Raw genomic sequence first — 23,388 nt, forward strand, 5'->3', positions numbered from 1 at the left:
CATTATGTGAGAGGGCGTAAAATTCGGTGATGACGGTGTGTTAAGTGCTTGCTAATAAATAAAAAATCGAAAACTTATTTCATGTTTGTTTTATTTTAAAAAATAATTTTTTTGGCTATTTTTTTGTTTTGTGTCCGAACCTCCTCCGTAATTCATATCTGTATTTTGCGTGAACCATGTTAAAATACAGGCAGAATAAACGCAGCTTTCCTTAATTTCCCCGCTGAATACCGGTTCTTTGTTGATCTGTGCGGTGTCGCCCGGCGTAAAGTCTTTTCCGGTTTACCAGTTGCGGAAATCTTTTCAGGTGGGAGGCGTTTCATGCTGGTTTTTTCTCACGGGCGCTATACTCTGGGGAGGAATAAGGGTGTGTCGGGCTTTGTGTTGTGCGGGGCTTAACATCGCCGCGTTTCAACCTACATAATAGGTCTACGACGAGTGGCTTCCCAACCACGATGCGTGACTTCAGAAATTACGGATACGATCAGGACGGATACGGTCAGGAATGAGTGCAGCAGACCCTTTTATGCAGACCAACCCTCTCATGCAGGTAACGCCTCCTATGCAGGCCAAGCCTCCTGTGAAGGGAAGTGATGAAGACGATCAGAAGGGTTCCGGTAATGGCACAGCTGTAATTACGCGGACAAAAACCCGCTTAAAGCGGCCAAGTCTCTACAGAGTGCTGTTACTCAACGATGACTACACGCCAATGGACTTCGTTATTCATGTACTGGAACGTTTTTTCCAGAAAAACCGTGAGGATGCGACGCGTATTATGTTGCATGTCCATAATCACGGGGTCGGTGAATGCGGTATCTATACGTATGAAGTTGCCGAAACCAAAGTGACGCAGGTGATGGATTTCGCCCGTCAACATCAGCATCCGCTGCAATGCGTGATGGAGAAAAAGTGAGGTACAATGCCAACATTCTCCCAAAGCCTTGAAAAAGCACTTCATCAGGCGCTGACAATCGCCAATGAACGCCATCATGAATATGCCACCCTTGAGCATCTTCTGCTGGCTCTGATCGACGACAGAGATGCCGGTGCGGTTATGCGTGCCTGCAATGTCGATATCGTACAGCTTAAAAAGACAGTGACTGACTATATTGACCGTGAGCTGGATAATCTGGTGACCGGTTATGATGAGGATTCCAAGCCGACAGCCGCATTCCAGCGGGTGATTCAGCGTTCGGTTATCCATGTGCAGTCATCCAATCGTGATGAAGTGACCGGTGCCAATGTGCTGGTGGCTATTTTTGCTGAGCGGGAAAGCCATGCGGCTTATTTCCTGCAGGAGCAGCAGATGACCCGCTATGATGCGGTCAATTATATTTCTCATGGTATTTCCAAGCGCTCCGGTGTCAGTGATGATCTGACGGAGGGTAAAGCCCATGATGCGGAAGAAGCCGCGCAGCCTGAGAATGAAGAACGCAACAAGAAGAAAATTGATGCGCTGACGGCCTATTGCGTCAACCTCAATGAAAAGGCTAAGGCCGGTAAGATCGACCGTCTGGTTGGACGTGAAAGCGAAATCAATCGCACGATTCAGGTTCTGTGTCGCCGCTCCAAGAATAACCCGCTTTATGTGGGTGATCCGGGCGTGGGTAAAACCGCGATTGCTGAAGGTCTTGCAAAACGAATCGTTGATGGCGATGTGCCGGAGGTTCTGCTCAATGACACGATCTTCTCGCTGGATATGGGTAGCCTTCTGGCCGGTACCCGCTATCGCGGGGACTTTGAAGAACGTCTGAAGCAGGTTGTTAAAGAGCTGGAAGATTATCCAGGTGCTGTTCTGTTCATTGATGAAATCCACACTGTTATCGGTGCGGGTGCCACATCAGGCGGCTCAATGGATGCGTCTAATCTTTTGAAACCTGCTTTATCTTCGGGGCAGATTCGCTGCATCGGCTCGACAACCTATAAAGAGTTCCGTCAGTTTTTTGAAAAGGACAGGGCGCTTGTCCGTCGTTTCCAGAAGATTGATGTGGCTGAGCCGACTATTCCTGATGCCATTGAGATCATGCGCGGTCTGAAGCCTTATTTCGAAGACTTCCACAAAGTGAAGTTTGCGGATGATGCGATTACGGCTGCCGTGGAACTCTCTGCCCGCTATATCACTGACCGTAAATTGCCGGATAAGGCAATTGATGTGATTGATGAAAGCGGCGCCAGCCAGATGCTGTTGCCGGAGGCCAAACGCAAGAAGGTCATCGGCATCAAGGAAATTGAAGCGACCGTTGCGACAATGGCGCGTATCCCGCCGAAGACTGTCTCCAAGGATGACGAGCAGGTACTCGCCAGTCTGGAGAAAGATCTCAAGCGCGTGGTCTATGGTCAGGAACTGGCGATTGAGTCGCTCAGCTCTGCGATCAAACTGGCGCGTGCGGGCTTGCGTGAGCCGGATAAGCCGATTGGTTCTTATCTGTTCTCCGGCCCGACCGGTGTGGGTAAGACGGAAGTTGCCAAGCAGCTTGCCAGCACATTGGGCGTGCAGTTGCTGCGCTTTGATATGTCTGAATATATGGAACGGCATACCGTATCGCGCCTGATTGGTGCGCCTCCGGGCTATGTCGGCTTTGAACAGGGCGGCCTTTTAACCGATGGCGTTGATCAGCATCCGCATTGCGTGCTGCTGCTCGACGAGATCGAAAAAGCGCATCCGGATCTGTTCAATATCCTGTTGCAGGTTATGGATCATGGTCGTCTGACCGATCACAATGGCAAGCAGATTGATTTCCGCAATGTCATTCTGATCATGACCACCAATGCCGGCGCTGCGGATATGGCAAAAGCAGCCATCGGTTTTGGTTCCACCCGTCGCGAAGGCGATGATATGGAGGCGATCAACCGGTTGTTCACACCGGAATTCCGTAACCGTCTGGATGCGATTATTCCGTTTGGCCCGCTGCCTGTACCGGTTATTCATAAAGTGGTGCAGAAGTTTATCATGCAGCTGGAAGCCCAGCTGGCTGATCGTGGCGTGACTTTTGAACTGGATAAGAAGGCTATCGGCTGGCTGGCGGATAAAGGCTATGATGAACGCATGGGTGCGCGGCCTCTGGCACGCGTTATTCAGGAGTTTATCAAGAAGCCGCTGGCTGATGAATTGCTGTTCGGCAAGCTGAAAACCGGAGGAACTGTTAAAGTCTCCACCGGAGAAAAGCCTGACGGTAAGATTGGTCTGTTGCTGGATGTGGTGAAGGCCAAGCCGGTTAAACCGCAGAAAGAGCAGGTTGAGGAAGAGCCTGCGCCAAAGCCGGTGAAAAAGCCCGCTAAGGCAGATGCCAGCACCAGTGCTGAAAGTTCTTCTGAGTCTGAGGCGCCAGAACCGAAGCGTAAGTCCGCATCGGTGCCTAAGGTGCCAAGGACGAAGGAATAAAACAAAAAAGCGCCCGTTTTTGACGGGCGCTTTTTTTATCCAATGCTGCGTGTTTTAACTCTTAAGCATCGTGCCGGTTTTCTCTTTCAGCGCATACCAGGAGATTGCTTCTTCAAGAATATGCGGGGTCTGGCCGCCGCGTTCGCAGGCGCGGGCAAAATAATCGCGCAATTGCGGGCGGTAATCCGGATGGGCACAATTCTCGATGATTACAGAAGCGCGCTCACGCGGAGCAAGGCCACGCAGATCGGCAAGGCCGTGTTCTGTCACCAGAATATCAACATCATGTTCGGTATGATCCACATGCGGCACCATCGGTACGACAGATGAAATCGCACCACCTTTGGCCACCGATTTGGTGACGAAAATCGACAGGAAAGCATTACGTGCAAAGTCACCCGAACCGCCGATGCCGTTCATCATATGCGTACCGGCCACATGAGTGGAGTTCACATTGCCGTAAATGTCGAATTCCAGCGCAGTGTTGATGCCGATAATGCCGAGACGGCGGATAACTTCCGGATGGTTGCTGATCTCCTGCGGGCGCAGCACCAGCTTGTCTTTATAACGGTCGAAATTACCAAAAACGCGTTCGCCGCATGCCTGACTGAGCGTGATCGAGGAGGCAGAGGCAAAGCTGAGTTTGCCTGCATCCATCAGATCAAATGTGCTGTCCTGCAACACTTCGCTATACATGCGCAGGTGGTGGAACGGGCTGTCCACAAGGCCGGTCAGAACCGCATTGGCAATGGTGCCGATACCTGCTTGCAACGGGTTAAGAGACAGATCAAGACGGCCTTTTTCAACTTCATTTTCAAAGAAATGAATCAGGTGTCCGGCAATGGCTGACGTCTCGCTGTCAGCAGGCTCGATCAGCGAGGCACTGTCTGACTGTTCGGTGATGACAATCGCCGCGATTTTTTCCGGTGGAATCGGAATGTATGGCGTGCCGATCCGGCTCTCACAGGACACGACAGGAATCGGATCGCGGGACGGGCGCTTGGTCGGAATATAAACGTCATGCAGCCCTTCCAGCGATAGGGCGTGGCTGAGGTTGATCTCAACAATCACCTTTTTTGCCAAAATGGCAAAGCTCGCCGAATTTCCGATGGAGGTGGTCGGAACAACACCGCCGTCTTCATTAATGGCGATGGCTTCGATGATTGCATAATCAACCGGCCCGATCTGATTGGAGCGCAATTGCTCAACAGTTTCAGAAAGATGCTGGTCGATAAACATGACTTCGCCACGGTTGATTGCGGCGCGCAGAGTGCGGTCAACCTGAAACGGCATGCGGCGGGCAAGTACGCCTGCTTCGGTCAGGATTTTATCGACATCATGACCGAGCGAAGCGCCGGTGAGCAAAGTAATTTTAAACGGTGCATTTATAGCCTGTGCGGCCATTGCAACCGGCACGGCCTTGGCATCACCGGCACGGGTGAAACCGCTCATGCCGATGGTCATCCCGTCTTTGATCAGGGCTGCGGCCTCGGCAGGCGTAACAACTTTTTCATGCAGGGAGGAATTGCGGATACGATCTTCTAGCATGGTAAACCTATATTCGAAGGAACTCTGATGGGAGGTTCAGAGAACGGACGCATGTGAATGCTGCCGGTATGCAATATCTGCGCACCCGCAGGGTTCGTCAAAGGGCTTATCCTGTGGCGGGGGCTTTTGCCAGCTTTGTCTGTGAAAAGGTCATTCTGTCGCGATTTAGCGCTTTCAGGTCTGAAACAGAATATGCGTTGGCGATGCTGAAGGAGAGGACTTCATGCCTGTTTCGAATGATGGCACCACGCAGCATTGCAATCTGAAAACCCTGTGTCTAACAATGCGGATACAGCAGATATCTCTGCTCCTTATGATGCACTTGTTGCTTCCCATACCGTAATTTCAAGACTGTAACCCGATGCCAGATCATGAAAAGCCTGTAAGCCCGTCAGCGCCGCTTAATCACAGAGCGGAAGCGGCCGCGAGCAGCCATGACGGGGAGGTTCTGTCCTCTTTTGCAGAGAGACTGCGATGGTTTGGTCGTGGTTCCCGCAATATTTTCAGTATTCCGGCGCTGCTGCTGATCAGCTCCTTTATCGGCTTTTCCGGCCTGGCGATTGAAAGCGGTATCAGCATGGGGCAGGCGGTGTTTATGACGCTGACCATCTGGGCGCTGCCCGCCAAAGTGGTGTTGATCGGCGCAATCTCCGCAGGAAGCTCGATGGCCGCCGCTGCATTGGCTGTGGCACTGTCCTCCGTGCGTTTGATGCCGATGGTCGTGGCTTTGCTGCCGGAGCTCAAAGGTCCGCGATCGCGCAAGATCACTTTGCTGTTTCTCTCGCATTTTGTGGCTGTGACTGCATGGGTGATGGCGATGGAGCAGTTGCGGCATATCCCGCGTGATCTGCGTACCAGCTATTTTGCCGGTATTGGCGTTACACTGGTGCTGACCAATGCGGCCGTCGTGGCGCTGATTTATATGCTCTCGGCTAATTTCCCGCCGTTATTATTTGCAGCGCTTTTCATGCTCACTCCGATGTATTTTCTCACCTCGCTGTGGCGTTCGTCACGTGAGCAGGCGGGCAAGGCAGCGTTGCTGAGCGGGCTGGTTATCTTTCCTGTTATGCATGCGGTAGCACCCGGTTATGATCTTCTGCTGACGGGGATTACCGGTGGCGCAGTGGCATTCGGGTTTCATCTTTATATACAGCATCTGCGCCGGAAAGAGGCTCAATCATGAACTGGATGAGCTTCGATACATGGTGGTGGCCATATCTGTTTATTCTCATCGCCGGTGCACTGGCGACAGATATCTGGCGTTTTCTAGGTGTGCTGGTCGGCGGGCGGATGCGCGAGGACTCGCAAGCTTTGGTGCTGGTGCGCTGTGTCGCAACCGCTCTGGTGGCCGGTGTGATTGCGCAGCTTATTCTCTACCCGACGGGTGAGTTGGCAAATTCGCCGATGTGGCTGCGGGCTGGCTCTGCCATTCTTGGTTTCGTGGCATTCCTGCTGGCAGGGCAGCGTATTCTGGTTGGGGTGCTGACTGGTGAAGCGCTGCTTCTGGTGGGGCTGCTTCTCTTGTAATTCTCTGCGCATCTTGAAAAAATGCGCAGAGATAAAAACATGTAATATTAAAGGCTTGCAATAATTTTCTGACAATTTTCTGCAAGTATAGCCTGATCTTCCATTTTGCCGGTATGACCTGTCAGGGCGATGCCCTCAAAACGCGGGATGACGTGGAAATGCAGGTGGAACACAGTCTGACCTGCAGCCGGTTCGTTGAACTGCATGATGGTGACGCCATCGGCATTGAAGGCTTTTTTTACGGCAACAGCGATCTTCTGTGTTGCGGCAATCAGCTTGGTCAGCACCGCATCATCGGCATCGAGAATATTGCGTGAACCTTGTTTCGGGATGACGAGGCTGTGGCCTTTTCCCTGCGGCATTACATCCATGAAAGCATAGATATCGTCGTCTTCATAAATCTTGTGACTTGGGATTTCGCCACGAATGATCTTGGCGAAAATATTGTCGCCGGAATAGGTGGCTGGCTGGTTATCTGGCATGTTGTGCTCCCTGATGGGTTTTAATCCGGTTCGTGAATTTTGCGGAACGGGCTGTGTTCCGTGTAATAACTATTGTTCATCTCCACCTCACTTATTTCGCGGCGCAAATATTGCGCAACAGCGGTGCGGAAGGCAGGGTGGCTGATATAATGGGCTGAATGGGTGGTGACAGGCTCATAACCCCGCGCCAGCTTATGTTCGCCCTGTGCACCGGCTTCCACCACAGATAATTTATGCGCAATGGCATAATCAATCGCCTGATGATAGCAGACTTCGAAATGCAGGAAGGGGTGGTCTTCAATGCAGCCCCAGTGACGGCCAAACAGCCGGTCGCCTCCGATGAAATTGATGGCTCCGGCAATATAGCGCCCGTCACGGCTGGCCATGATCAGCACAATATCCTCGCTCATACGCTCGCCGATCAGCGAGTAGAATTCGCGGTTGAGATACGGACGTCCCCATTTGCGGCTGCCGGTATCCATATAGAATGCGTAAAACTGATCCCAGATTTCTTCTGTCAGATCGGAGCCGGACAACCAGTCAATGGAAATGCCGTTGCTCAGTGCTTCACGTCGCTCCCGTTTCAGGGCTTTGCGTTTGCGGGAAACAAGTTCTTCCAAGAAATCATTATATTCATGGAAGCCATTGTTTATAAAATGGAATTGCTGATCTTTTCTGTGCAAAAATCCGGCCTCTGTGAGTGCCTGAATATCCGGCATTTCAGCAAAGGTTACATGAGCGGATGACAGCTGGTTTTGTTCGGTGAATTGGGCAACGGCACTGGCGAGCAGGCGGCGCAGTTCTGGGTTATTCTCTGCGGTAAGCAGTCGCGGGCCGGTTGCCGGTGTGAACGGAACGCCCAGCTGGAGCTTGGGGTAGTATTGGCCGCCCGCACGCTCAAAGGCTTCAGCCCAGCCGTGGTCGAACACATATTCACCCTGACTATGCGCTTTTAGATAGGCAGGGGCTGCTGCAAGCAAAATGCCCTGTTCGGTTTCGAGGCGCAGGTGACAGGATTGCCAGCCGGTATTGCCGCCGACGCAACCGGAATCCTCCAGTGCGGAAAGATAGGCATAGGACAAAAACGGGTTATAGGATTTGTTGACGGACGGTGAGATGTCATCGGCAGAGCTGATGGGCTGTTTGTCGGTAACGGAAAATTGCGCCCATTCGCTGAGTTCAAAACCCTGCATATTGCTGACGGTGCGCAAAATGATGCCGGTTTCTTCCTCGCGTCCCGTCTTTTCCTCATGCATAGCAACCAACCATTCCCGTCAAACGATTCAAAGCTGTCTGGTTGATACCGGCGCATCAGACGATACGCCGGTAATCTTCTGGTGCCTCAGGCGATTGCACTGTCTGGTATAAAACCTTCGAATGTAATCTGCTGTGCATGCATATCGCTCACGGCTTTTTCTTCTGCGTTGCGCACTGTCCATGTGATGACAGGACGGTCGAGCACGGTGCGGAAAAAGCTGATGAACGGGTTAGGCAAGTGGTGGAAATTATAGGACACAAAATCCACATCATGCGCCAGCATGGCAAAATGCGCTTCCATATCTGCTGGTCGTGTACCTTCAGCAGTCAGACCAGCAACAACACCCGGAGCATTGCTGCGGAACAGGCGGATAAGGTGATGATCAAATGACATGATCGCCGCTTCACCCTGATAGTCTTTCAGCTCTTTGGCAACGGCGGCAACAAGACCTTCGTCCTGACCTTCAATGCCTTTCAGCTCAATCACCACCGGCACGCGTCCGGCAATCAAATCGAGCATCTGGCGCAATGAAGGCGGATGGTCCTGTGTTGTGCCGATTGTCAGCTTTTGGGCTTGTGCCAGTGTCAGGTCACAAATACGCCCTTCACGACCTGCCAGACGATCCAGCACATCATCATGAAATACGATGACTTCGCCGTCTTTTGTCAGATGCACGTCGCATTCAATGGCATAATTACCTGCAATCGCTGCACTAAAGGCCGGAAGAGTGTTCTCCCAGACCTTTTTATTCATATCGTGCAATCCGCGATGGGCTATCGGCCTGCGGGTAAGCCATTTCAGTTCACCACGAAGCGCTGCGCTCATAATTATGCAACCTCGATAATGGCTTCGATTTCAACCGGTGCATTCAGTGGCAGGCCGGCCATGCCAACTGCGGAGCGGGCATGCTTGCCTGCATCGCCAAGCACGTCGATAAACAGCTGTGAGCCGCCGTTTGCAACAATGTGCTGGTCGGTGAAATCAACAACGGAAGCCACGAAAACAGTGATTTTTACAATGCGCTTGATGCGGGAAAGATCGCCGCCGAGTGCCGCTTTTGCCTGCGAAAGCACATTGATTGCGCAGGCTTTGGCAGCTTCCTGCGCCTGTTCAATCGTCAGATCGCGACCAACCAGACCAGTAGAGATGAGCTTGCCGTTTTCCAGCGGCAGCTGGCCGGAGGTGAACAGCAGATTACCGCTCTGGGCAAAAGGCAGATAGGCAGCGGCTGGTGCTGCTGATTCAGGGATAGTAATGCCGAGGTCTTTGAGACGGGTTTCGATTGTCGAGGTCATGGCGCTCTTTCCGGTTTTATTTCATCATCACTTGATAACGGCGATGCGTAATAAGGTCATTTTGGGGCGGGGGTCTCTCCGCAGGGGTTCTTTAACAGTTTGCATTTCATTGTTCGGGATCATTTTACGGTGTTTGTGCGTTAATTAGACAACGTGCAGATACAAAAACATCACTGAAACTGACAGAATCAGTGGAGCATAGCAAAAGCTGTGATTTTTGCCTCGCTTCCGCCATGAGTTATTTTAACATGGCGATAAATTTATCGGAGAATCTTTATGCGTTTTTTGCAGGCCCTGTTGTTCGGAACTGGTTTTAAATCAACCTCAGTGCTTCACACTGCGATTCTTAGAACGACTGTGCTCGGCACTGTAGGTGTGCTGAGTACTGCTGCTTATGCTGGCAGTACTCTTCTGCCGCATCGTGCTGTTTATGATCTGACTTTGGAACGTGCGGATGAAAAGTCGGGCATCAGCGGCGTAACGGGACGCATGGTCTATGAGTTTAACGGCTCGGCCTGTGAGGGCTATACAACGAATTTCCGTTTTGTGACGCGTATTGATATGGAGGGGCAGGATCAGCGGGTCACCGATCAGCAGGCCACGACATTCGAGGCCGGTGACGGCAATCGCTTTCGTTTCGTCAACAAAACTTTCGTTGATAAAGAGCTGGTCAAAGAAGTGCGCGGCAATGCAACACTCGGCGATAAGCAGATGGACGTTGCGCTGACAAAGCCTGAAAAGCAGGATCTGAAGCTGGCGCTGTCGCAGTTTCCGACACGTCACATGGAAGAATTGCTCGGAAAAGCTGAAAAAGGCGATACCTTCTACCAGACAACGATTTTCGATGGTTCAGATGATGCCAATAAAATCATGTCAACGACCGCAGTGATCGGCAAAGGGCAGGTCTTGCCTTCTGATGGTGAGACGAAGGTTATGGGCGACGTGGCAAAGCAGGAAAGCTGGCCGGTAACAGTCGCGTATTTTGATGATGAGGAAAATGACGAGGGACTTCCCGTTTATCGCATCAATTTCAAGCTCTACCGCAATGGCGTGACCCGTGATCTCAATATGGATTATGGCGATTTTGCCATGAAAGGCACACTGGTTAATCTGGAAATGTTCAAGCAGGCGGATGGTGCAAAATCTTGCGAATGAGCTGATACAGGCTGATTGTTTTGAGATTCAAGGTGGTGGTTCCGGCAACGGAATTGCCGCCTTTTTCATTTTATTGAAATTTTATACCTTGAATTATGTAGTGGTGATTATAAATATCATTATGACTTTGGTTCGTCGTCTGCATTTTGCGGAAAAGGCGATTTGTTACAAATAAAGGTTCATAATGTCTGATCTGTTTTCTTCTTATAATCTGAGCGGCCTGTCGTTGGAAAATCGTGTGGTGATGGCACCTATGACGCGCGCGCGTGCCGTTGATACTGTGCCTGATAGTGATACGGCATTATATTACGCTCAGCGTGCCGGAGCTGGTCTTATTGTGACAGAGGGAACGCCGATTTCCGATGAGGGGCGCGGCTATCTCTATACGCCGGGTGTTTATTCTGCCGAGCAGGTAGCGGGATGGAAAAAGGTCACGGATGCAGTTCATGCGCGTGGCGGCAAGCTTTTCTCGCAGATTTGGCATGTAGGCCGTGTTTCTCATACTTCCGTCCAAAAAGACGGTATTGCGCCTGTCGCGCCGGTTGCGGAAATTGCAAAAAATTCAAATGTCTTCGGACTTGATGACGGCGGCACACCGGGATTGGTATCTCCCAGTGCACCGCGCGCACTGAATACAGAAGAGATTGCCCGCATTACCAAGGAATTTGCTGATGCAGCAGACAATGCTGTAAAGGCCGGTTTTGACGGTGTCGAAATTCATGGTGCAAACGGCTATCTGATCGAACAGTTTATCAATGCCGGTTTCAATACGCGTGAAGATGCCTATGGCGGCGCAACAATTGCTGGCCGTATTCGTTTTGCACTGGAGGTCGTGGACGCTGTGGTTGCACGGATCGGCGCTTCGCGTGTCGGTATTCGTTTGACCCCGTTTAGCCGCTTGTTTGACCTTCACGCATTTGAGGGTGAAGAAGCAACATGGCTGGAATTAGCCCGCGAGCTGTCGAAACGTAATCTGGCTTACATCCATATCGGGAATGCTGGCGGATTGCTGACAACAGAGGAAGGCCACAAGTTCCTGACAGCGTTTCGCAAGGCCTATCAGGGCACATTGATATATGCTGGTGGCTATACGCAGGAAACTGCTCAGCGCGTGCTTGATGAAGGGCTGACCGATCTGGTTGCTTTCGGCAAGCCTTATATCGCCAATCCTGATCTTGCTGAGCGTATGCGCAATGGCTGGCCGCTGGCAGCATCGGATCACACAACCTTCTATGGCGGTGCGCAAAAAGGCTATACGGATTACCCTGCCTATGAAGCCGCAGTGTAATTGATACTAAGCCACAGGGTTTTCCGGTTTGAGCCGGTATAACCCTGTGGTATATTTTCGATGGCTGTAAAACATATGACAGGTGAAGGCTTTAATACGGCTCTTTGTGGTTTTTGACCGTTCAGGGGTTGCATTTTCTTCATTCATCGTTTACCAGCCGCATTATTCCACACACGGGATTTGGGTGACTTGCGGGAGAAATCCGCACAGCGCCTCCGGTGGCACATTGTGCCTCAGCCCCGTGGAGGTTCAACCGGAAAAGGATAATTACTATGGCATTGCCTGAATTCAGCATGCGCCAGCTTCTGGAAGCTGGTGTTCACTTCGGTCACCAGACACATCGCTGGAACCCGAAAATGGCACCTTTCATCTATGGTGCACGTAACAACATCCACATTCTCGATCTGGCTCAGACCGTTCCTCTGCTGCACAATGCGCTGAAGGTTGTATCTGACACTGTTGCTCGTGGCGGCCGCGTTCTGTTCGTTGGCACCAAGCGTCAGGCTTCGGAAATCATTGCTGACGCAGCTGACCGTTCGGCTCAGTATTACGTCAACTCCCGCTGGCTCGGCGGCATGATGACCAACTGGAAAACCATTTCCAACTCGATCCAGCGTCTGCGCAAGCTTGACGAACTGCAGTCGAGCGAAGCTCAGGGTTATTCCAAGAAAGAACGCCTGACACTGGAACGCGAACGCGAAAAGCTGGACCGCGCTCTCGGTGGTATCAAGGATATGGGCGGCGTTCCTGACCTGATGTTCATCGTTGACACCAACAAAGAAGCGATTGCAATTCAGGAAGCCAAGCGTCTTGGTATCCCTGTTGTTGCGGTTATCGACAGCAACTGTAATCCTGACCAGATCGACTTCCCGATTCCGGGTAACGACGATGCTGCCCGCGCAATCTCGCTCTATTGCGATCTGATTGCCAAGGCTGCTCTGGACGGTATTATGCGTCAGCAGGGCGCTCTGGGCATCGACATCGGTGGCCAGGCTGAAGCTCCTGTTGAGCCAGCTCTCGAAGCTGCTGCTGAAAACGCTTAATATATCTTTTATCTGCCGGATCTGATTGCAGGTCCGGCAGATAAACTGCTTAAAAGACACAAGCTGCCGTGTTTGCAGAGCTTCAAAAATCTGAAGCTTAAAGCCGGTAAACAAGTGGGGCGGACAGTCCGCTTCTGATTCTCAGTTTCTGACTGATGAAATCTGTGTCTGCAAGAATTCGGGCCTTATCTGGCTCCTGCTATCCCGTATGTATACAGTTAACGTATTGCAGCAATTGCAGTGCGGGCTGTCATGATTAATCGGTCATTGATAAAAGGCAGATCAGCTGTCTGTACAATGATCCTTGGCGGGCATGCCGCTTTGCCGGATGTCTGCTGCTTTCCTTAAGAGGCGACAATGAGCATTACCGCAGCAATGGTTAAAGAACTTCGTGAACTCAGCGGCGCAGGCATGATGGACTGCAAGACCGCTCTGAACGAAAATAATGGCAACATGGAAGCTGCCATGGATTGGTTGCGTACCAAGGGTATCGCCAAGGCTGACAAAAAAGCCGGCCGTACAGCCGCTGAAGGTCTGGTTAGCGTTGCCAGCGAAGGCAAAAAGGCAGTTGTTGTTGAGGTTAACTCCGAAACTGACTTCGTTGCCCGTAACGCAGCTTTCCAGGAAATCGTTCTCAACGTAACCAAAGTTGCTCTCGGCACCGACGGTTCAACTGATGCAGTTGCCAATGCAGCCTATCCAGGTTCAGACAAGACTGTAACAGACACCATCAAAGATGCTGTTGGCACCATCGGTGAAAACATGGCATTCCGTCGTTCCGCTGCTCTGAGCGTGGACAATGGTGTTGTTGCTTCTTACATCCACAACGGTGTTGCTGATGGTCTTGGCAAGCTGGGCGTTCTGGTAGCAATCGAAACCACCGGTGATGTAGAAGCTGCTGCTGCTATTGGTCGTCAGATCGCTATGCATGTTGCTGCAACCAACCCGCTGGCTCTGACTTCTGCTGAAGTTGATGCTGCTGCTGTTGAGCGCGAAAAAGCAATCTTTGCTGATCAGGCTCGTCAGTCCGGCAAATCGGAAGAAATCATCGCGAAGATGGTTGATGGCCGTATGCGCAAGTTCTTCGAAGAAGTTGTTCTGCTGTCGCAGGCTTTCGTTATCAATCCTGACCTGAGCGTAGAAGCTGCTCTTAAAGAAGCAGAAAAAGCAATCGGCGCACCTGCTAAGGTAACCGGCTTTGTTCGCTTCGCTCTGGGCGATGGCATTGAAAAAGAAGAAACCGACTTCGCTGCTGAAGTTGCTGCCGTTAACAAAGGCTAATTCTTTATAGTCACAGCCTGAATTGCGAAGCGCATATCAGAGATGTGATTTACGGTAAGATTTAAAATGCCGGTCTGGCTTTGTCAGGCCGGCATTTTTTTACGATAATCCCTATAAAAATTGTCAGTTATGAAGGGCACCGCGTGACAACGCGGTGCCCTTCATGTATGCGAAGCATATTCATTCTTTTCTTGTTCTTTGCACCGGTCATGCAATTATGCTTGGCGCCGGCTGCTTGCGGCAGAAAATTAATATGTGTTCCGGCTTCCCGCATGGGTATTTGTTTAGCCATGCAGACCGGATCAGGCATTTCCGGTTTATACGGAATCATTGGGAATGCTCTGCTTTTTTGAACTAAAGCTTGTCGCGGAAAAGTGGGTACCGGTTTTCCGATAACGACATGCGTAAAAACAAGGAGGTAGAGCGGGCGCAGTGGATACAATTAAACGCGACACGCTCTAACGCGTATCTTTTCCGAAAACCGCTTCGTATTTTTCGGGGCGCGCGTAACTGAAAACACGTCCGCTTGCCGGTGGGGAAGTTCGGGCTAAAGATTAATAAAAAGGGATCCCATGACTGGTAAGGCACTATATAAACGGGTTCTCCTCAAAGCGTCCGGTGAGGCGCTGATGGGTGAGCAGGGATTTGGCATTGACGTGTCCGTTGCTGACCGTATTGCATGCGATATTGCTGAAGCGCGTGCGCTTGGCGTTGAAGTCGGCGTTGTTATCGGCGGCGGCAATATTTTTCGCGGCCTTGCCGTAGCGTCTAAAGGTGGTGATCGTGTTACCGGCGACCATATGGGCATGCTGGCAACAGTGATCAATTCGCTGGCTCTGCGCACATCACTGGTCAAGCAGGGTGTTGATGCGGTTGTACTTTCCGCTATCGCTATGCCGGAACTGTGCGAAAGTTTCTCGCAGCGTCAGGCAACCGCCTATATGGATCAGGGCAAGGTTGTCATCTTCGCCGGTGGCACAGGTAATCCGTTCTTTACAACTGATTCTGCTGCCGCATTGCGCGCTGCGGAAATTGGTGCCGATGCCCTGTTCAAGGGAACGCAGGTTGACGGCATTTACAGTGCAGATCCGAAGAAAGATCCGTCCGCGACCCGCTTTGATCGTCTGACACATAAAGATGTGCTGGATAAAGGTCTGGCCGTTATGGATGTGACTGCGGTGGCGCTGGCTCAGGAAAACCACATTCCGATCGTGGTCTATTCTATTCACGAAGCCGGTGGTTTCGCTGAAATTCTGCAGGGCAAAGGCCGCTGCACAGTTGTGACAGACGCCTGATAAGGGCGCTATACAGGTTTGATCTGCATCTGATGACTGATTCAATTCAGTACAGCCGAGATTTTGTGCTTATCATTTGCGTCAACCTGTTCTAAACAAAAAGCGAATTGTACAGCCTGAAAGCAATTTCAGGCTGTCACAGCATTCAGGCACTCTGAAGAATCTCATTTCAGTGCCTGCTGATACGAAAAATTACAATATCCGGAGCGGGCGCAGTGCACACGGTTAGGCGCGGCACGCTCTGGCAGGATTATCCGTCTTAATTGCCCAAGACGTTTGGTGTACGTGCCCAAGGAGAAATGATATGAGCGACGCTCTGGATGTAAATGATCTGAAACGCCGTATGGAGGGCGCTATTCAGTCCTTCAAGCATGATCTGGGCGGTTTGCGCACCGGACGCGCATCGGCCAGTCTTTTGGAGCCGCTGACGATTGAAGCCTATGGTTCGACCATGCCAATCAATCAGGTGGCGCAGATTACTGTTCCTGAAGCCCGTATGCTTTCCGTTTCTGTCTGGGACAAGAGCATGGTTGGCGCAGTTGAACGTGCGATCCGTGACAGCGGTCTGGGTCTCAACCCGATCACCGATGGTATGACCCTGCGCGTACCGCTGCCGGAACTCAATGAACAACGCCGCAAAGAGCTGGTTAAGATTGCTAACCAGTATGCGGAAGGTGCTAAAGTGGCTGCCCGTCATGTGCGCCGCGATGGTATGGATCAGTTGAAGAAGCTGGAAAAAGACGGCACCATCAGTCAGGATGACAGCCGCGTTTTGTCTGAAAAAGTTCAGAAAATGACAGACGAAACAATTACCGAAGTGGACAAGCTGCTGGTCGCTAAAGAAGCGGAAATCATGCAGGTTTAAACTGTATAAACGATCTTTCAGAGTGTTTTCATATGAACTGAAAGCACTCTGATTGTTATTCTTTCCGGTAATATCGTGAGAAATAAAATATCCGTATATTGGCGGATATTTAGTGCCTGAGTGGCCGCGCAAAAGACATTTTGCAGTTTTTATAGTACAGCATGATAATGCACACAGTTGTAAGCGGCGGTCTGACAATGCTGCGGTCTGCGCATTATTGAGTTTTCAAACCGGATGAGCGCGGTGCTTTAGGGTTTCCGTTCTGCCGATAAAGAGGAATTTACCTGAATGTCCGATCCGCGTCACATAGCCATTATCATGGATGGCAATGGTCGTTGGGCTAAAGCGCGTGGTTTACCGCGTGTTGCCGGTCATAAAGCAGGTGTGGATGCCTTGCGCGAGATCGTGCGCGCGGCGGGCGATAACGGGCTGGAGTTTCTTACACTCTTCGCATTTTCTTCTGAGAACTGGTCGCGTCCGAATTCCGAAGTCACCGAGCTTATGGGGCTGCTCAAACTGTTTATCCGCCGCGATCTGAACAAGCTGCACAATCGTAATGTGCGTGTTCGTATCATTGGTGCGCGGGATGATCTGGCATCTGATATTTGCGTTCTCCTGAATGAGGCGGAAAACCTGACGGCTGCAAATACCGGCCTGACACTGGTGATTGCCTTTAACTACGGCGCGCGTGATGAGCTGACGCGGGCAGTGCAAAAACTGGCGCAGGATGTTGCTGCCGGTATACTCTCCCCAAATGCAATTACCGCTGAAATGATCGGTGCAAAGCTGGACACGGATAATATTCCTGATCCGGATCTGATTATACGCACCAGCGGTGAGATGCGGCTGTCTAATTTTCTGCTGTGGCAGGCGGCTTATTCCGAGTTTCTGTTTGCGCCGGAATACTGGCCGGATTTCAAACCTGCCAATCTGCTGGCGGCGATTGATGAATATCGTAAACGGGTTCGCCGCTTTGGCGGGCTGACGGCTGAGGATGCACAGAGCTTCCCTGACAGTTCTGAAGCTGACGTGGTGCCTTTGCGGCACACGGCAGGATGAGGCAGCCGTGCGGGGCATGGCTGTTTTGGTTTTCATGACCATTGATGGTCAGTTTTAGGGCGGGGGTTTCGTGTCCAATCTTCAATTGCGTATATTGACGGCGGCAGTTCTTGCGCCTGTTGTAATTCTGCTGATCTGGCTGGGCGGTATGAGCTTCCGTGTCCTTGCTGTGGTGATCGGTTTCGCTATTTTCTACGAATGGACAACACTGAGCGCCTCGAAGCAGACACGCTCCGGCCTGACGGCGGGTTGGGCGGTGTTGTCAATCGCTGCGGGCTTGTTGCTGATACAGGTGCCGTCTTTACAGATTCTGGCTATCCTCGCAGCCGGTGCGGTCTTCCTGATCCAGCGTTCAAACTGGACGGCAGCAGGGCTGATTTATGCCGGTGTGCCGATGGTGTGTCTGGCAGTTCTGCGCGGTGAAACCACTTCCGGTCTGATTGCAATTATCTATCTTTTCGCGCTTGTGTGGGCGACGGATATTTTTGCCTATTTTACCGGCCGCAGTCTTGGCGGGCCGAAACTGGCCCCGCGCTTTTCTCCGAATAAAACCTGGTCCGGCGCTATCGGCGGCGTTGTTGCGGCTATGATTGCTGCTGCGGCTGTCAGCTATTTCGGCTTTGACCGCGTCAAATATCCGATGGTTATTCTTGCTATCGGCCTTTCCGTTGCGTCACAGCTGGGTGATCTGGGAGAGTCGTGGGTTAAACGGCGCTTCGGTGCCAAAGATTCCGGCAAACTGCTTCCGGGGCATGGCGGTGTGATGGATCGCGTTGACGGGCTGATTGTGGCTGCTGTGGTGCTTTATGTTATCGGAGCTCTGGTGACAGGGCCGGATTCGCCGTCGACCATGTTTATTGGTGCGGTTCTGCAGCCTCTTTAAGTTCGGCTTAATTTTGGCCGGACACACTATTGATTTTGAAGTTTTGAATAACGGGAGACAAAGTTTTGGGTGATACCCTTACATATTTATTCGGCAGCAATAGCTTGCTGGTCGGTACATTGCTTCCGTTTATTCTTGTTCTGGCCGTTGTCGTTTTTGTTCATGAAATGGGACATTTCATTGTAGGCCGTCTGTGCGGTATCGGTGTTCAGGCTTTTTCCATCGGCTTCGGACCGGAGCTGATCGGATATACGGCGAAGAACGGAACGCGCTGGAAACTCTGCGCTATCCCGCTTGGCGGCTATGTTAAATTTGCTGGCGATATGAATGCTGTCAGCGCGCCGGACGGCGAGGGCATTGCTTCAATGACCGAGGCTGAGCGCAAGGTCGCATTTGCAACGCAACCGGTGTGGAAGCGTGCAGCGACTGTTTTCGCAGGTCCTGCGTTCAATTTTCTACTGACAATCGCGATTTTGACCTTCTTCTTCGCTAGCTATGGCCGCATGGTTGCTGATCCGACAATTGCTGAGGTCAATGAGGGTAGTCCTGCTGCTGTGGCCGGATTTAAGCCGGGCGATCGCTTCATCAATGTTGAAGGAAGCCCGATTTCAACATTTGCCGATGTGCAGCGTATCGTGAATGGCCGCAGCGGTGATGAGTTGTCATTTACTGTTGAACGTGAAGGCCGCGAGATTGAGCTGAAGGCTGTTCCTGAAATTATGGAGCAGACAGATGCGCTGGGCAATAAAATCAAGCTTGGTGTTATCGGGGTATCAATCACAAAAGACACGGGAAATTACCGCCGTATTGAATATTCACCGCTCGAATCGGTTGGGGTGGCGGTTGTGGAAACTGGTCATATTATCAGCCGCACCGGCACTTTTCTGAAAAGAATGGTGATGGGGCGTGAGGATAAATGTCAGTTAGGCGGGCCTGTAAAAATTGCTAATATGGCCGGACAAGCGGCGCAACACGGCTTCGAATGGCTTGTTCAGCTGGTTGCAATGCTGTCTGTTGGTATTGGATTGTTCAATTTATTTCCGCTTCCCCCTCTTGATGGAGGCCACTTGGTGATCTATGCGGGTGAGGCTGTATTGGGACGTCCTGTTCCGGTAGCAGTACAGGAATTATTCTTCAGGCTTGGCTTTTTCGTAGTTCTGGGTTTTATGGGATTCGTCTTTTACAACGACCTGTTTGCCTGCTAGGCTGGACTGGACAAGGACTGAAGCATTCGTCATCAAGTTGAAACAGCCTGATGGCTACGGTAATGCATAAACAGATAGAATCTGAAGCGGGTATGCAGTCTGAATAGACGTGATCCGCTTCAGGGGATTGAATTAAAAGATTAACGAACTGTGTAAAAACACGAGGGGATTATACAAGAAAGCAATAATTTGTTTACCATGCCGTTGGATTTGCGTGGCACCTGTGCCACGTTCAGGAATGAAGTAAACAGATTTTAATTGTGATGCTTGCTTGTATATGAAAACCGGTTATTACAGACAGCATTATGCGCTATTTCCCGGATTACGGCCCGGGGCAACGAAACGAAGGTTAAATAGACCTATGACGGCAAATTCAAAGTTCTTTGGTGCTGCTTCTGCGGTCGCTATGTCGGTAGCAATGGTTGCTACAGGTACTACAGCGATCTCATTTGCTACTGTGAGTGTTGCACAGGCAGCAGTCGTTAGTCGTATTGATGTTCGCGGTAACAAGCGGGTTGATGCATCGACAATTCGTGGCGCCATCGGCATCAAGCCGGGCAAATCATTCACCAATACTGATATTGATGCGGCTGTTAAAAGCCTTTTCAATATGGGTCTGTTCTCTGATGTTCGTATCAGCCAGTCCGGCGGAGCGCTGATCGTCAGCGTTTCCGAGTTCTCGGTTGTTAATAACGTTCTCTTCCAGGGCAACAAGAAGGTTAAGGATGCTGACCTCGGCCGTGCGGTTGAGTTGAAAGCCCGTAGCCCGTTTGATCCTGCTCAGATGGAAACAGACCGTCAGGCCATCGTTGATGCTTACCGCAATGTTGGCCGCAGCGATGCTGTTGTTAATGCGCGTACAGTTGATCTCGGTCAGGGTCGCGTTAACGTTGTTTATGAAATCACTGAAGGCGGCCGTACAAAAATCGCCAATATTGATTTCGTTGGTAACGAAGCTTTCGGTGGTCGTCGTCTGCGTGATGTGATCTCCACCAAGCGTACCAATCCGCTGTCATGGCTGACACGCGGCGATATCTATAGCGCAGACCGCGTACAGGCTGATGAAGAAGCGCTGCGTCGTTTCTACTACAACCGCGGTTATGCTGATTTCCGTGTTATCTCTTCCAATGCGGTTCTTGATCCTGCAACCAACGAATATACAATTACCTTCACTGTTGAAGAAGGTCAGCGTTATACATTCGGTGATGTTCAGGTTGAAAGCTCGATTCCGGGTGTTGATACGCAGGCTCTCGATGGCATGCTGAAAACCCGCGCAGGTAAAGTCTACAGTGCAAATGACGTTGAAAAGTCAGTTGAAGCTGTGACTGAGCGCGTTGCAGGCAGCGGCTATGCTTTTGCTAAGGTTGAGCCACGCGGCGATCGTAACTTTGAGAATCACACAATCTCGGTTGTTTACAATGTGGAAGAAGGTCCGCGCGCTTACGTGCAGCGTATCGAAATCCGCGGTAATGATAAGACCCGTGATTATGTAATCCGTCGTGAATTTGACATGAGCGAAGGCGATGCTTTCAATCAGGTTATGATCACACGCGCCAAGCGTCGTCTTGAAGCTCTGGATTTCTTCCAGACTGTAAACATTTCGACAGCTCAGGGTTCCGAGCCGGATCAGGTTGTTCTGATTGTTGATGTGATCGAAAAGCCTACAGGTGAATTCTCCATCGGTGCCGGCTATACTTCAGGTGGTGAAACACCGGGTGCTTCGGTTGAAGGTTCTGTTGCAGAGCGCAACTTCCTCGGTCGTGGTCAGTATATCCGTATTGGTGCGGGTGCCGGTCAGGATGATGCGCGTAACTACTCGTTCTCCTTCACTGAGCCTTACTTCCTTGGTCAGCGTATTTCCGCAGGCTTTGACGTGTTCCGCAAGTCGTACCGCGTTAAGGATCAGTATGATGTAGAGCAGACCGGTGGTACGATCCGTTTTGGTCTTCCGATTACAGATAATTTCGGTGCCAGCATCGGCTACAATCTGGTTCAGGAAAAGTATAAGCTTAAGAGCGATGATATGAACATCTACGCTCCGGCTTTGATTGAAGCTGCTGAGCAGAGCCCTTGGTTGCGCTCATCGATTTCTTATGCTCTGACCTACAATACGATTGATAACCCGAATAACCCGCATGATGGTATTTATGCGCGTTTCGGTCAGGAATTTGCTGGTCTTGGCGGCGATGCCAAGTTCATGAAGACCACTGCAAAGGCTACTTATTACAAGACCTTGTTGCAGGAAGCTGATGTCGTTGGTGTGCTGACCGCCGGTGGTGGTTATATCCATGCCTTCACAGATGATGGTCTGCGTATCTTTGATATGTTCAAAGGTAACACTGACATGATCCGCGGCTTTAAATATAACGGTATCGGTGCCTATCAGGATGCTGCTAACGGTGATCGTTACTGGCTCGGTGGTACAACTTACTTCAACGCCAGCGCTGAAGTTCAGTTCCCGATGCCTGTTGTTCCGGAAAGCCTTGGTATCCGTGGTGCGTTCTTCGCAGATGCTGCAACGCTCTATGGTAACAAGACTGACGGCGCACTTGGAACCGGCAGTGCCTTGCGTGCTTCGGCTGGTGTAAGTCTGATGTGGGCTTCTCCGTTTGGTCCGCTGCGCTTTGACTATGCTATTCCGATCAAGAAAGAAGATTCCGACAAAGTTCAGAACTTCAACTTCGGTATGTCGAGCAAGTTCTGATAAGTTTGCTTTATCCTGAGGCGATAGTCTTTCTGATTGAAAGATCCGCCTCAGGAGAGAAAGTTTGTTGATGGCAGATCCTGTATTTTATACGCTGTCCTGTGCACTCAACGTCGCTGATATTGCTCAATTTACCGGTTCCAATTTGCTGACAAAGCAATATGCCGACCGGAAAATTGAGCATTTGGCGTCTTTGGATAATGCTACGCCGGATTCTCTTGTATTCCTTGAAGGTAAGAAAAATGAAGCTGCTCTGAGCTCTCTCAAAGCGGCCGCTGTGCTATGCGCTGAAGCGCAGGCATCTCTGATTCCTGAAGGTATTGCTGTTCTGGTCAGCCGTTCGCCACACAGAGATTTTGCTGCTGTCGGCCGAAAGCTCTATGAACAGGCAGTCCATCCGATTTCACTGCTTGGCGTAAGCGGTATTTCTGAAAATGCTACGATTCATCCGACTGCCGAGATTGAAGGCACCGTGACCATTGAGCCGGGTGCGGTTATTGGGGCAGGTGTATCTATTGGCTCCGGCACAACAATCTGTGCAAACAGCGTTATTGGTGCAGGTTGCAAAATTGGTCGTGACTGTATCATTGCTCCTAATGCTTCTCTGACCTACGCATTGCTCGGCAATCGCGTTTATCTGCATCCGGGTGTGCGGATCGGTCAGGATGGCTTTGGTTTCGTACCGGGGCCAGCAGGCCTAGAAAAAGTGCCGCAACTTGGCCGTGTTATCATTCAGGATAATGTGGAAATCGGTGCAAATACCACGATTGATCGCGGATCACTGAGCGATACTGTAATCGGCGAGGGCACCAAGATCGATAATCTGGTGCAGGTTGCGCATAATGTTAAAATCGGGCGGCATTGCGTAATTGCCGCTCATACCGGTATTTCCGGTAGTGTGACCATCGGTGATATGGCAATGATCGGCGGCCGTGTTGGTCTTGCAGATCATATCAATATCGGCTCACGCGTGCAGATTGCTGCTGCGAGTGGTGTGATGAATGATATTCCCGATGGTGAGAGATGGGGTGGTCTGCCTGCCAGACCACTGAAGCAGTGGTTCCGCGATATTGCGACGTTGCGTAGTATCGGTCAAAGTAAGAAGGAGAAATCCTGAT

Annotated in this window: 21 protein-coding genes; 16 read left to right on the forward strand and 5 right to left on the reverse strand. The window is 51.0% G+C overall.

The window, feature by feature from the left end; all coding sequences use genetic code 11:
* Positions 1–562: 562 nt before the first annotated feature.
* The gene (gene clpS, locus P8H26_RS04855; RefSeq protein WP_289631854.1) at positions 563–913 is read left to right on the forward strand and encodes an ATP-dependent Clp protease adapter ClpS; all 351 of its coding nucleotides are present in this window, start codon (positions 563–565) and stop codon (positions 911–913) included.
* Positions 914–919: 6 nt separating this feature from the next.
* On the forward strand, positions 920–3,382 hold the full coding sequence (clpA, locus tag P8H26_RS04860) for an ATP-dependent Clp protease ATP-binding subunit ClpA (protein WP_289631735.1): 2,463 nt from the start codon (positions 920–922) through the stop codon (positions 3,380–3,382).
* 54 nt (positions 3,383–3,436) lie between these two features.
* On the opposite strand, the gene P8H26_RS04865 is transcribed toward clpA, so the two are convergent.
* Complete coding sequence (locus tag P8H26_RS04865) at positions 3,437–4,930, reverse strand: acetyl-CoA hydrolase/transferase family protein (RefSeq protein ID WP_289631736.1); 1,494 nt, start codon at positions 4,928–4,930, stop codon at positions 3,437–3,439.
* 526 nt (positions 4,931–5,456) lie between these two features.
* Here P8H26_RS04865 and P8H26_RS04870 point away from each other — a divergent pair.
* Together P8H26_RS04870 and P8H26_RS04875 are read left to right on the forward strand one after the other, a co-directional pair.
* Positions 5,457–6,113, forward strand: a complete 657-nt coding sequence (locus P8H26_RS04870) for an AzlC family ABC transporter permease (protein ID WP_289631855.1) — start codon at positions 5,457–5,459, stop codon at positions 6,111–6,113.
* A complete protein-coding gene (locus P8H26_RS04875) occupies positions 6,110–6,457 on the forward strand; it encodes an AzlD domain-containing protein (RefSeq protein ID WP_289631737.1) in 348 nt (115 codons plus the stop codon). The genes P8H26_RS04870 and P8H26_RS04875 overlap by 4 nt, the downstream gene beginning before the upstream one ends.
* Positions 6,458–6,504: 47 nt before the next feature.
* On the opposite strand, the gene P8H26_RS04880 is transcribed toward P8H26_RS04875, so the two are convergent.
* From P8H26_RS04880 to P8H26_RS04895, 4 genes are all read right to left on the reverse strand, one after another.
* The gene (locus P8H26_RS04880) at positions 6,505–6,939 is read right to left on the reverse strand and encodes an HIT family protein (protein WP_289631738.1); all 435 of its coding nucleotides are present in this window, start codon (positions 6,937–6,939) and stop codon (positions 6,505–6,507) included.
* A gap of 20 nt (positions 6,940–6,959) precedes the next feature.
* Positions 6,960–8,195, reverse strand: a complete 1,236-nt coding sequence (locus P8H26_RS04885) for a GNAT family N-acetyltransferase (protein WP_308446651.1) — start codon at positions 8,193–8,195, stop codon at positions 6,960–6,962.
* Between the two features lie 86 nt (positions 8,196–8,281).
* Complete coding sequence (locus P8H26_RS04890; RefSeq protein WP_289631739.1) at positions 8,282–9,022, reverse strand: glycerophosphodiester phosphodiesterase; 741 nt, start codon at positions 9,020–9,022, stop codon at positions 8,282–8,284.
* Between the two features lie 2 nt (positions 9,023–9,024).
* Entirely contained in the window at positions 9,025–9,492 is a 468-nt protein-coding gene (locus tag P8H26_RS04895; RefSeq protein WP_289631740.1) for a RidA family protein, read from the reverse strand.
* A 276-nt stretch (positions 9,493–9,768) separates the two neighbouring features.
* Between P8H26_RS04895 and P8H26_RS04900 the strand changes: the two genes are divergently transcribed.
* The 12 genes from P8H26_RS04900 (at position 9,769) to lpxD (ending at position 23,387) form a co-directional block, all read left to right on the forward strand.
* Positions 9,769–10,647, forward strand: a complete 879-nt coding sequence (locus tag P8H26_RS04900; protein WP_289631741.1) for a cell envelope integrity EipB family protein — start codon at positions 9,769–9,771, stop codon at positions 10,645–10,647.
* On the forward strand, positions 10,625–10,822 hold the full coding sequence (locus tag P8H26_RS04905; protein ID WP_289631742.1) for a hypothetical protein: 198 nt from the start codon (positions 10,625–10,627) through the stop codon (positions 10,820–10,822). The genes P8H26_RS04900 and P8H26_RS04905 overlap by 23 nt, the downstream gene beginning before the upstream one ends.
* A 9-nt stretch (positions 10,823–10,831) precedes the next feature.
* A complete protein-coding gene (locus P8H26_RS04910) occupies positions 10,832–11,935 on the forward strand; it encodes an alkene reductase (RefSeq protein WP_289631744.1) in 1,104 nt (367 codons plus the stop codon).
* Positions 11,936–12,207: 272 nt separating this feature from the next.
* Positions 12,208–12,978 (forward strand): 30S ribosomal protein S2, encoded by a 771-nt coding sequence (gene rpsB, locus P8H26_RS04915; protein WP_289631745.1) that lies wholly within the window; start codon positions 12,208–12,210, stop codon positions 12,976–12,978.
* 357 nt (positions 12,979–13,335) lie between these two features.
* Positions 13,336–14,259 (forward strand): translation elongation factor Ts, encoded by a 924-nt coding sequence (gene tsf / locus P8H26_RS04920; protein WP_289631747.1) that lies wholly within the window; start codon positions 13,336–13,338, stop codon positions 14,257–14,259.
* Between the two features lie 572 nt (positions 14,260–14,831).
* Positions 14,832–15,554, forward strand: a complete 723-nt coding sequence (pyrH, locus tag P8H26_RS04925; protein WP_289631748.1) for a UMP kinase — start codon at positions 14,832–14,834, stop codon at positions 15,552–15,554.
* A gap of 304 nt (positions 15,555–15,858) precedes the next feature.
* Positions 15,859–16,419 (forward strand): ribosome recycling factor, encoded by a 561-nt coding sequence (frr, locus tag P8H26_RS04930; RefSeq protein ID WP_289631749.1) that lies wholly within the window; start codon positions 15,859–15,861, stop codon positions 16,417–16,419.
* 288 nt (positions 16,420–16,707) lie between these two features.
* The gene (locus P8H26_RS04935; protein WP_289631750.1) at positions 16,708–17,478 is read left to right on the forward strand and encodes an isoprenyl transferase; all 771 of its coding nucleotides are present in this window, start codon (positions 16,708–16,710) and stop codon (positions 17,476–17,478) included.
* A gap of 70 nt (positions 17,479–17,548) precedes the next feature.
* Positions 17,549–18,361: a phosphatidate cytidylyltransferase gene (locus P8H26_RS04940; RefSeq protein WP_289631751.1), complete on the forward strand. Its 813-nt coding sequence runs from the start codon at positions 17,549–17,551 to the stop codon at positions 18,359–18,361.
* Positions 18,362–18,426: 65 nt separating this feature from the next.
* Entirely contained in the window at positions 18,427–19,566 is a 1,140-nt protein-coding gene (gene rseP / locus P8H26_RS04945; RefSeq protein WP_289631752.1) for an RIP metalloprotease RseP, read from the forward strand.
* A gap of 361 nt (positions 19,567–19,927) precedes the next feature.
* The gene (bamA, locus tag P8H26_RS04950) at positions 19,928–22,270 is read left to right on the forward strand and encodes an outer membrane protein assembly factor BamA (RefSeq protein ID WP_289631753.1); all 2,343 of its coding nucleotides are present in this window, start codon (positions 19,928–19,930) and stop codon (positions 22,268–22,270) included.
* 70 nt (positions 22,271–22,340) lie between these two features.
* Positions 22,341–23,387 (forward strand): UDP-3-O-(3-hydroxymyristoyl)glucosamine N-acyltransferase, encoded by a 1,047-nt coding sequence (lpxD, locus tag P8H26_RS04955; RefSeq protein WP_289631754.1) that lies wholly within the window; start codon positions 22,341–22,343, stop codon positions 23,385–23,387.
* Position 23,388 lies beyond the last annotated feature (1 nt).

The sequence above is a fragment of the Pseudochrobactrum sp. sp1633 genome, assembly GCF_030376605.1.
In the GTDB taxonomy this organism is placed as follows: Bacteria; Pseudomonadota; Alphaproteobacteria; order Rhizobiales; family Rhizobiaceae; genus Pseudochrobactrum.

Excerpts from the sequence above, each read along its gene's own strand:
- pyrH (WP_289631748.1), top strand. The coding sequence starts at position 14,832 with ATGACTGGTAAGGCACTATATAAACGGGTTCTCCTCAAAGCGTCCGGT.
- P8H26_RS04895 (WP_289631740.1), bottom strand. The coding sequence starts at position 9,492 with ATGACCTCGACAATCGAAACCCGTCTCAAAGACCTCGGCATTACTATC.
- lpxD (WP_289631754.1), top strand. The coding sequence starts at position 22,341 with ATGGCAGATCCTGTATTTTATACGCTGTCCTGTGCACTCAACGTCGCT.
- P8H26_RS04900 (WP_289631741.1), top strand. The coding sequence starts at position 9,769 with ATGCGTTTTTTGCAGGCCCTGTTGTTCGGAACTGGTTTTAAATCAACC.
- P8H26_RS04905 (WP_289631742.1), top strand. The coding sequence starts at position 10,625 with ATGGTGCAAAATCTTGCGAATGAGCTGATACAGGCTGATTGTTTTGAG.
- P8H26_RS04875 (WP_289631737.1), top strand. The coding sequence starts at position 6,110 with ATGAACTGGATGAGCTTCGATACATGGTGGTGGCCATATCTGTTTATT.
- rpsB (WP_289631745.1), top strand. The coding sequence starts at position 12,208 with ATGGCATTGCCTGAATTCAGCATGCGCCAGCTTCTGGAAGCTGGTGTT.
- clpS (WP_289631854.1), top strand. The coding sequence starts at position 563 with ATGCAGGCCAAGCCTCCTGTGAAGGGAAGTGATGAAGACGATCAGAAG.
- P8H26_RS04885 (WP_308446651.1), bottom strand. The coding sequence starts at position 8,195 with ATGCATGAGGAAAAGACGGGACGCGAGGAAGAAACCGGCATCATTTTG.
- P8H26_RS04880 (WP_289631738.1), bottom strand. The coding sequence starts at position 6,939 with ATGCCAGATAACCAGCCAGCCACCTATTCCGGCGACAATATTTTCGCC.
- P8H26_RS04910 (WP_289631744.1), top strand. The coding sequence starts at position 10,832 with ATGTCTGATCTGTTTTCTTCTTATAATCTGAGCGGCCTGTCGTTGGAA.
- clpA (WP_289631735.1), top strand. The coding sequence starts at position 920 with ATGCCAACATTCTCCCAAAGCCTTGAAAAAGCACTTCATCAGGCGCTG.
- frr (WP_289631749.1), top strand. The coding sequence starts at position 15,859 with ATGAGCGACGCTCTGGATGTAAATGATCTGAAACGCCGTATGGAGGGC.
- tsf (WP_289631747.1), top strand. The coding sequence starts at position 13,336 with ATGAGCATTACCGCAGCAATGGTTAAAGAACTTCGTGAACTCAGCGGC.
- bamA (WP_289631753.1), top strand. The coding sequence starts at position 19,928 with ATGACGGCAAATTCAAAGTTCTTTGGTGCTGCTTCTGCGGTCGCTATG.
- P8H26_RS04865 (WP_289631736.1), bottom strand. The coding sequence starts at position 4,930 with ATGCTAGAAGATCGTATCCGCAATTCCTCCCTGCATGAAAAAGTTGTT.
- P8H26_RS04890 (WP_289631739.1), bottom strand. The coding sequence starts at position 9,022 with ATGAGCGCAGCGCTTCGTGGTGAACTGAAATGGCTTACCCGCAGGCCG.
- P8H26_RS04935 (WP_289631750.1), top strand. The coding sequence starts at position 16,708 with ATGTCCGATCCGCGTCACATAGCCATTATCATGGATGGCAATGGTCGT.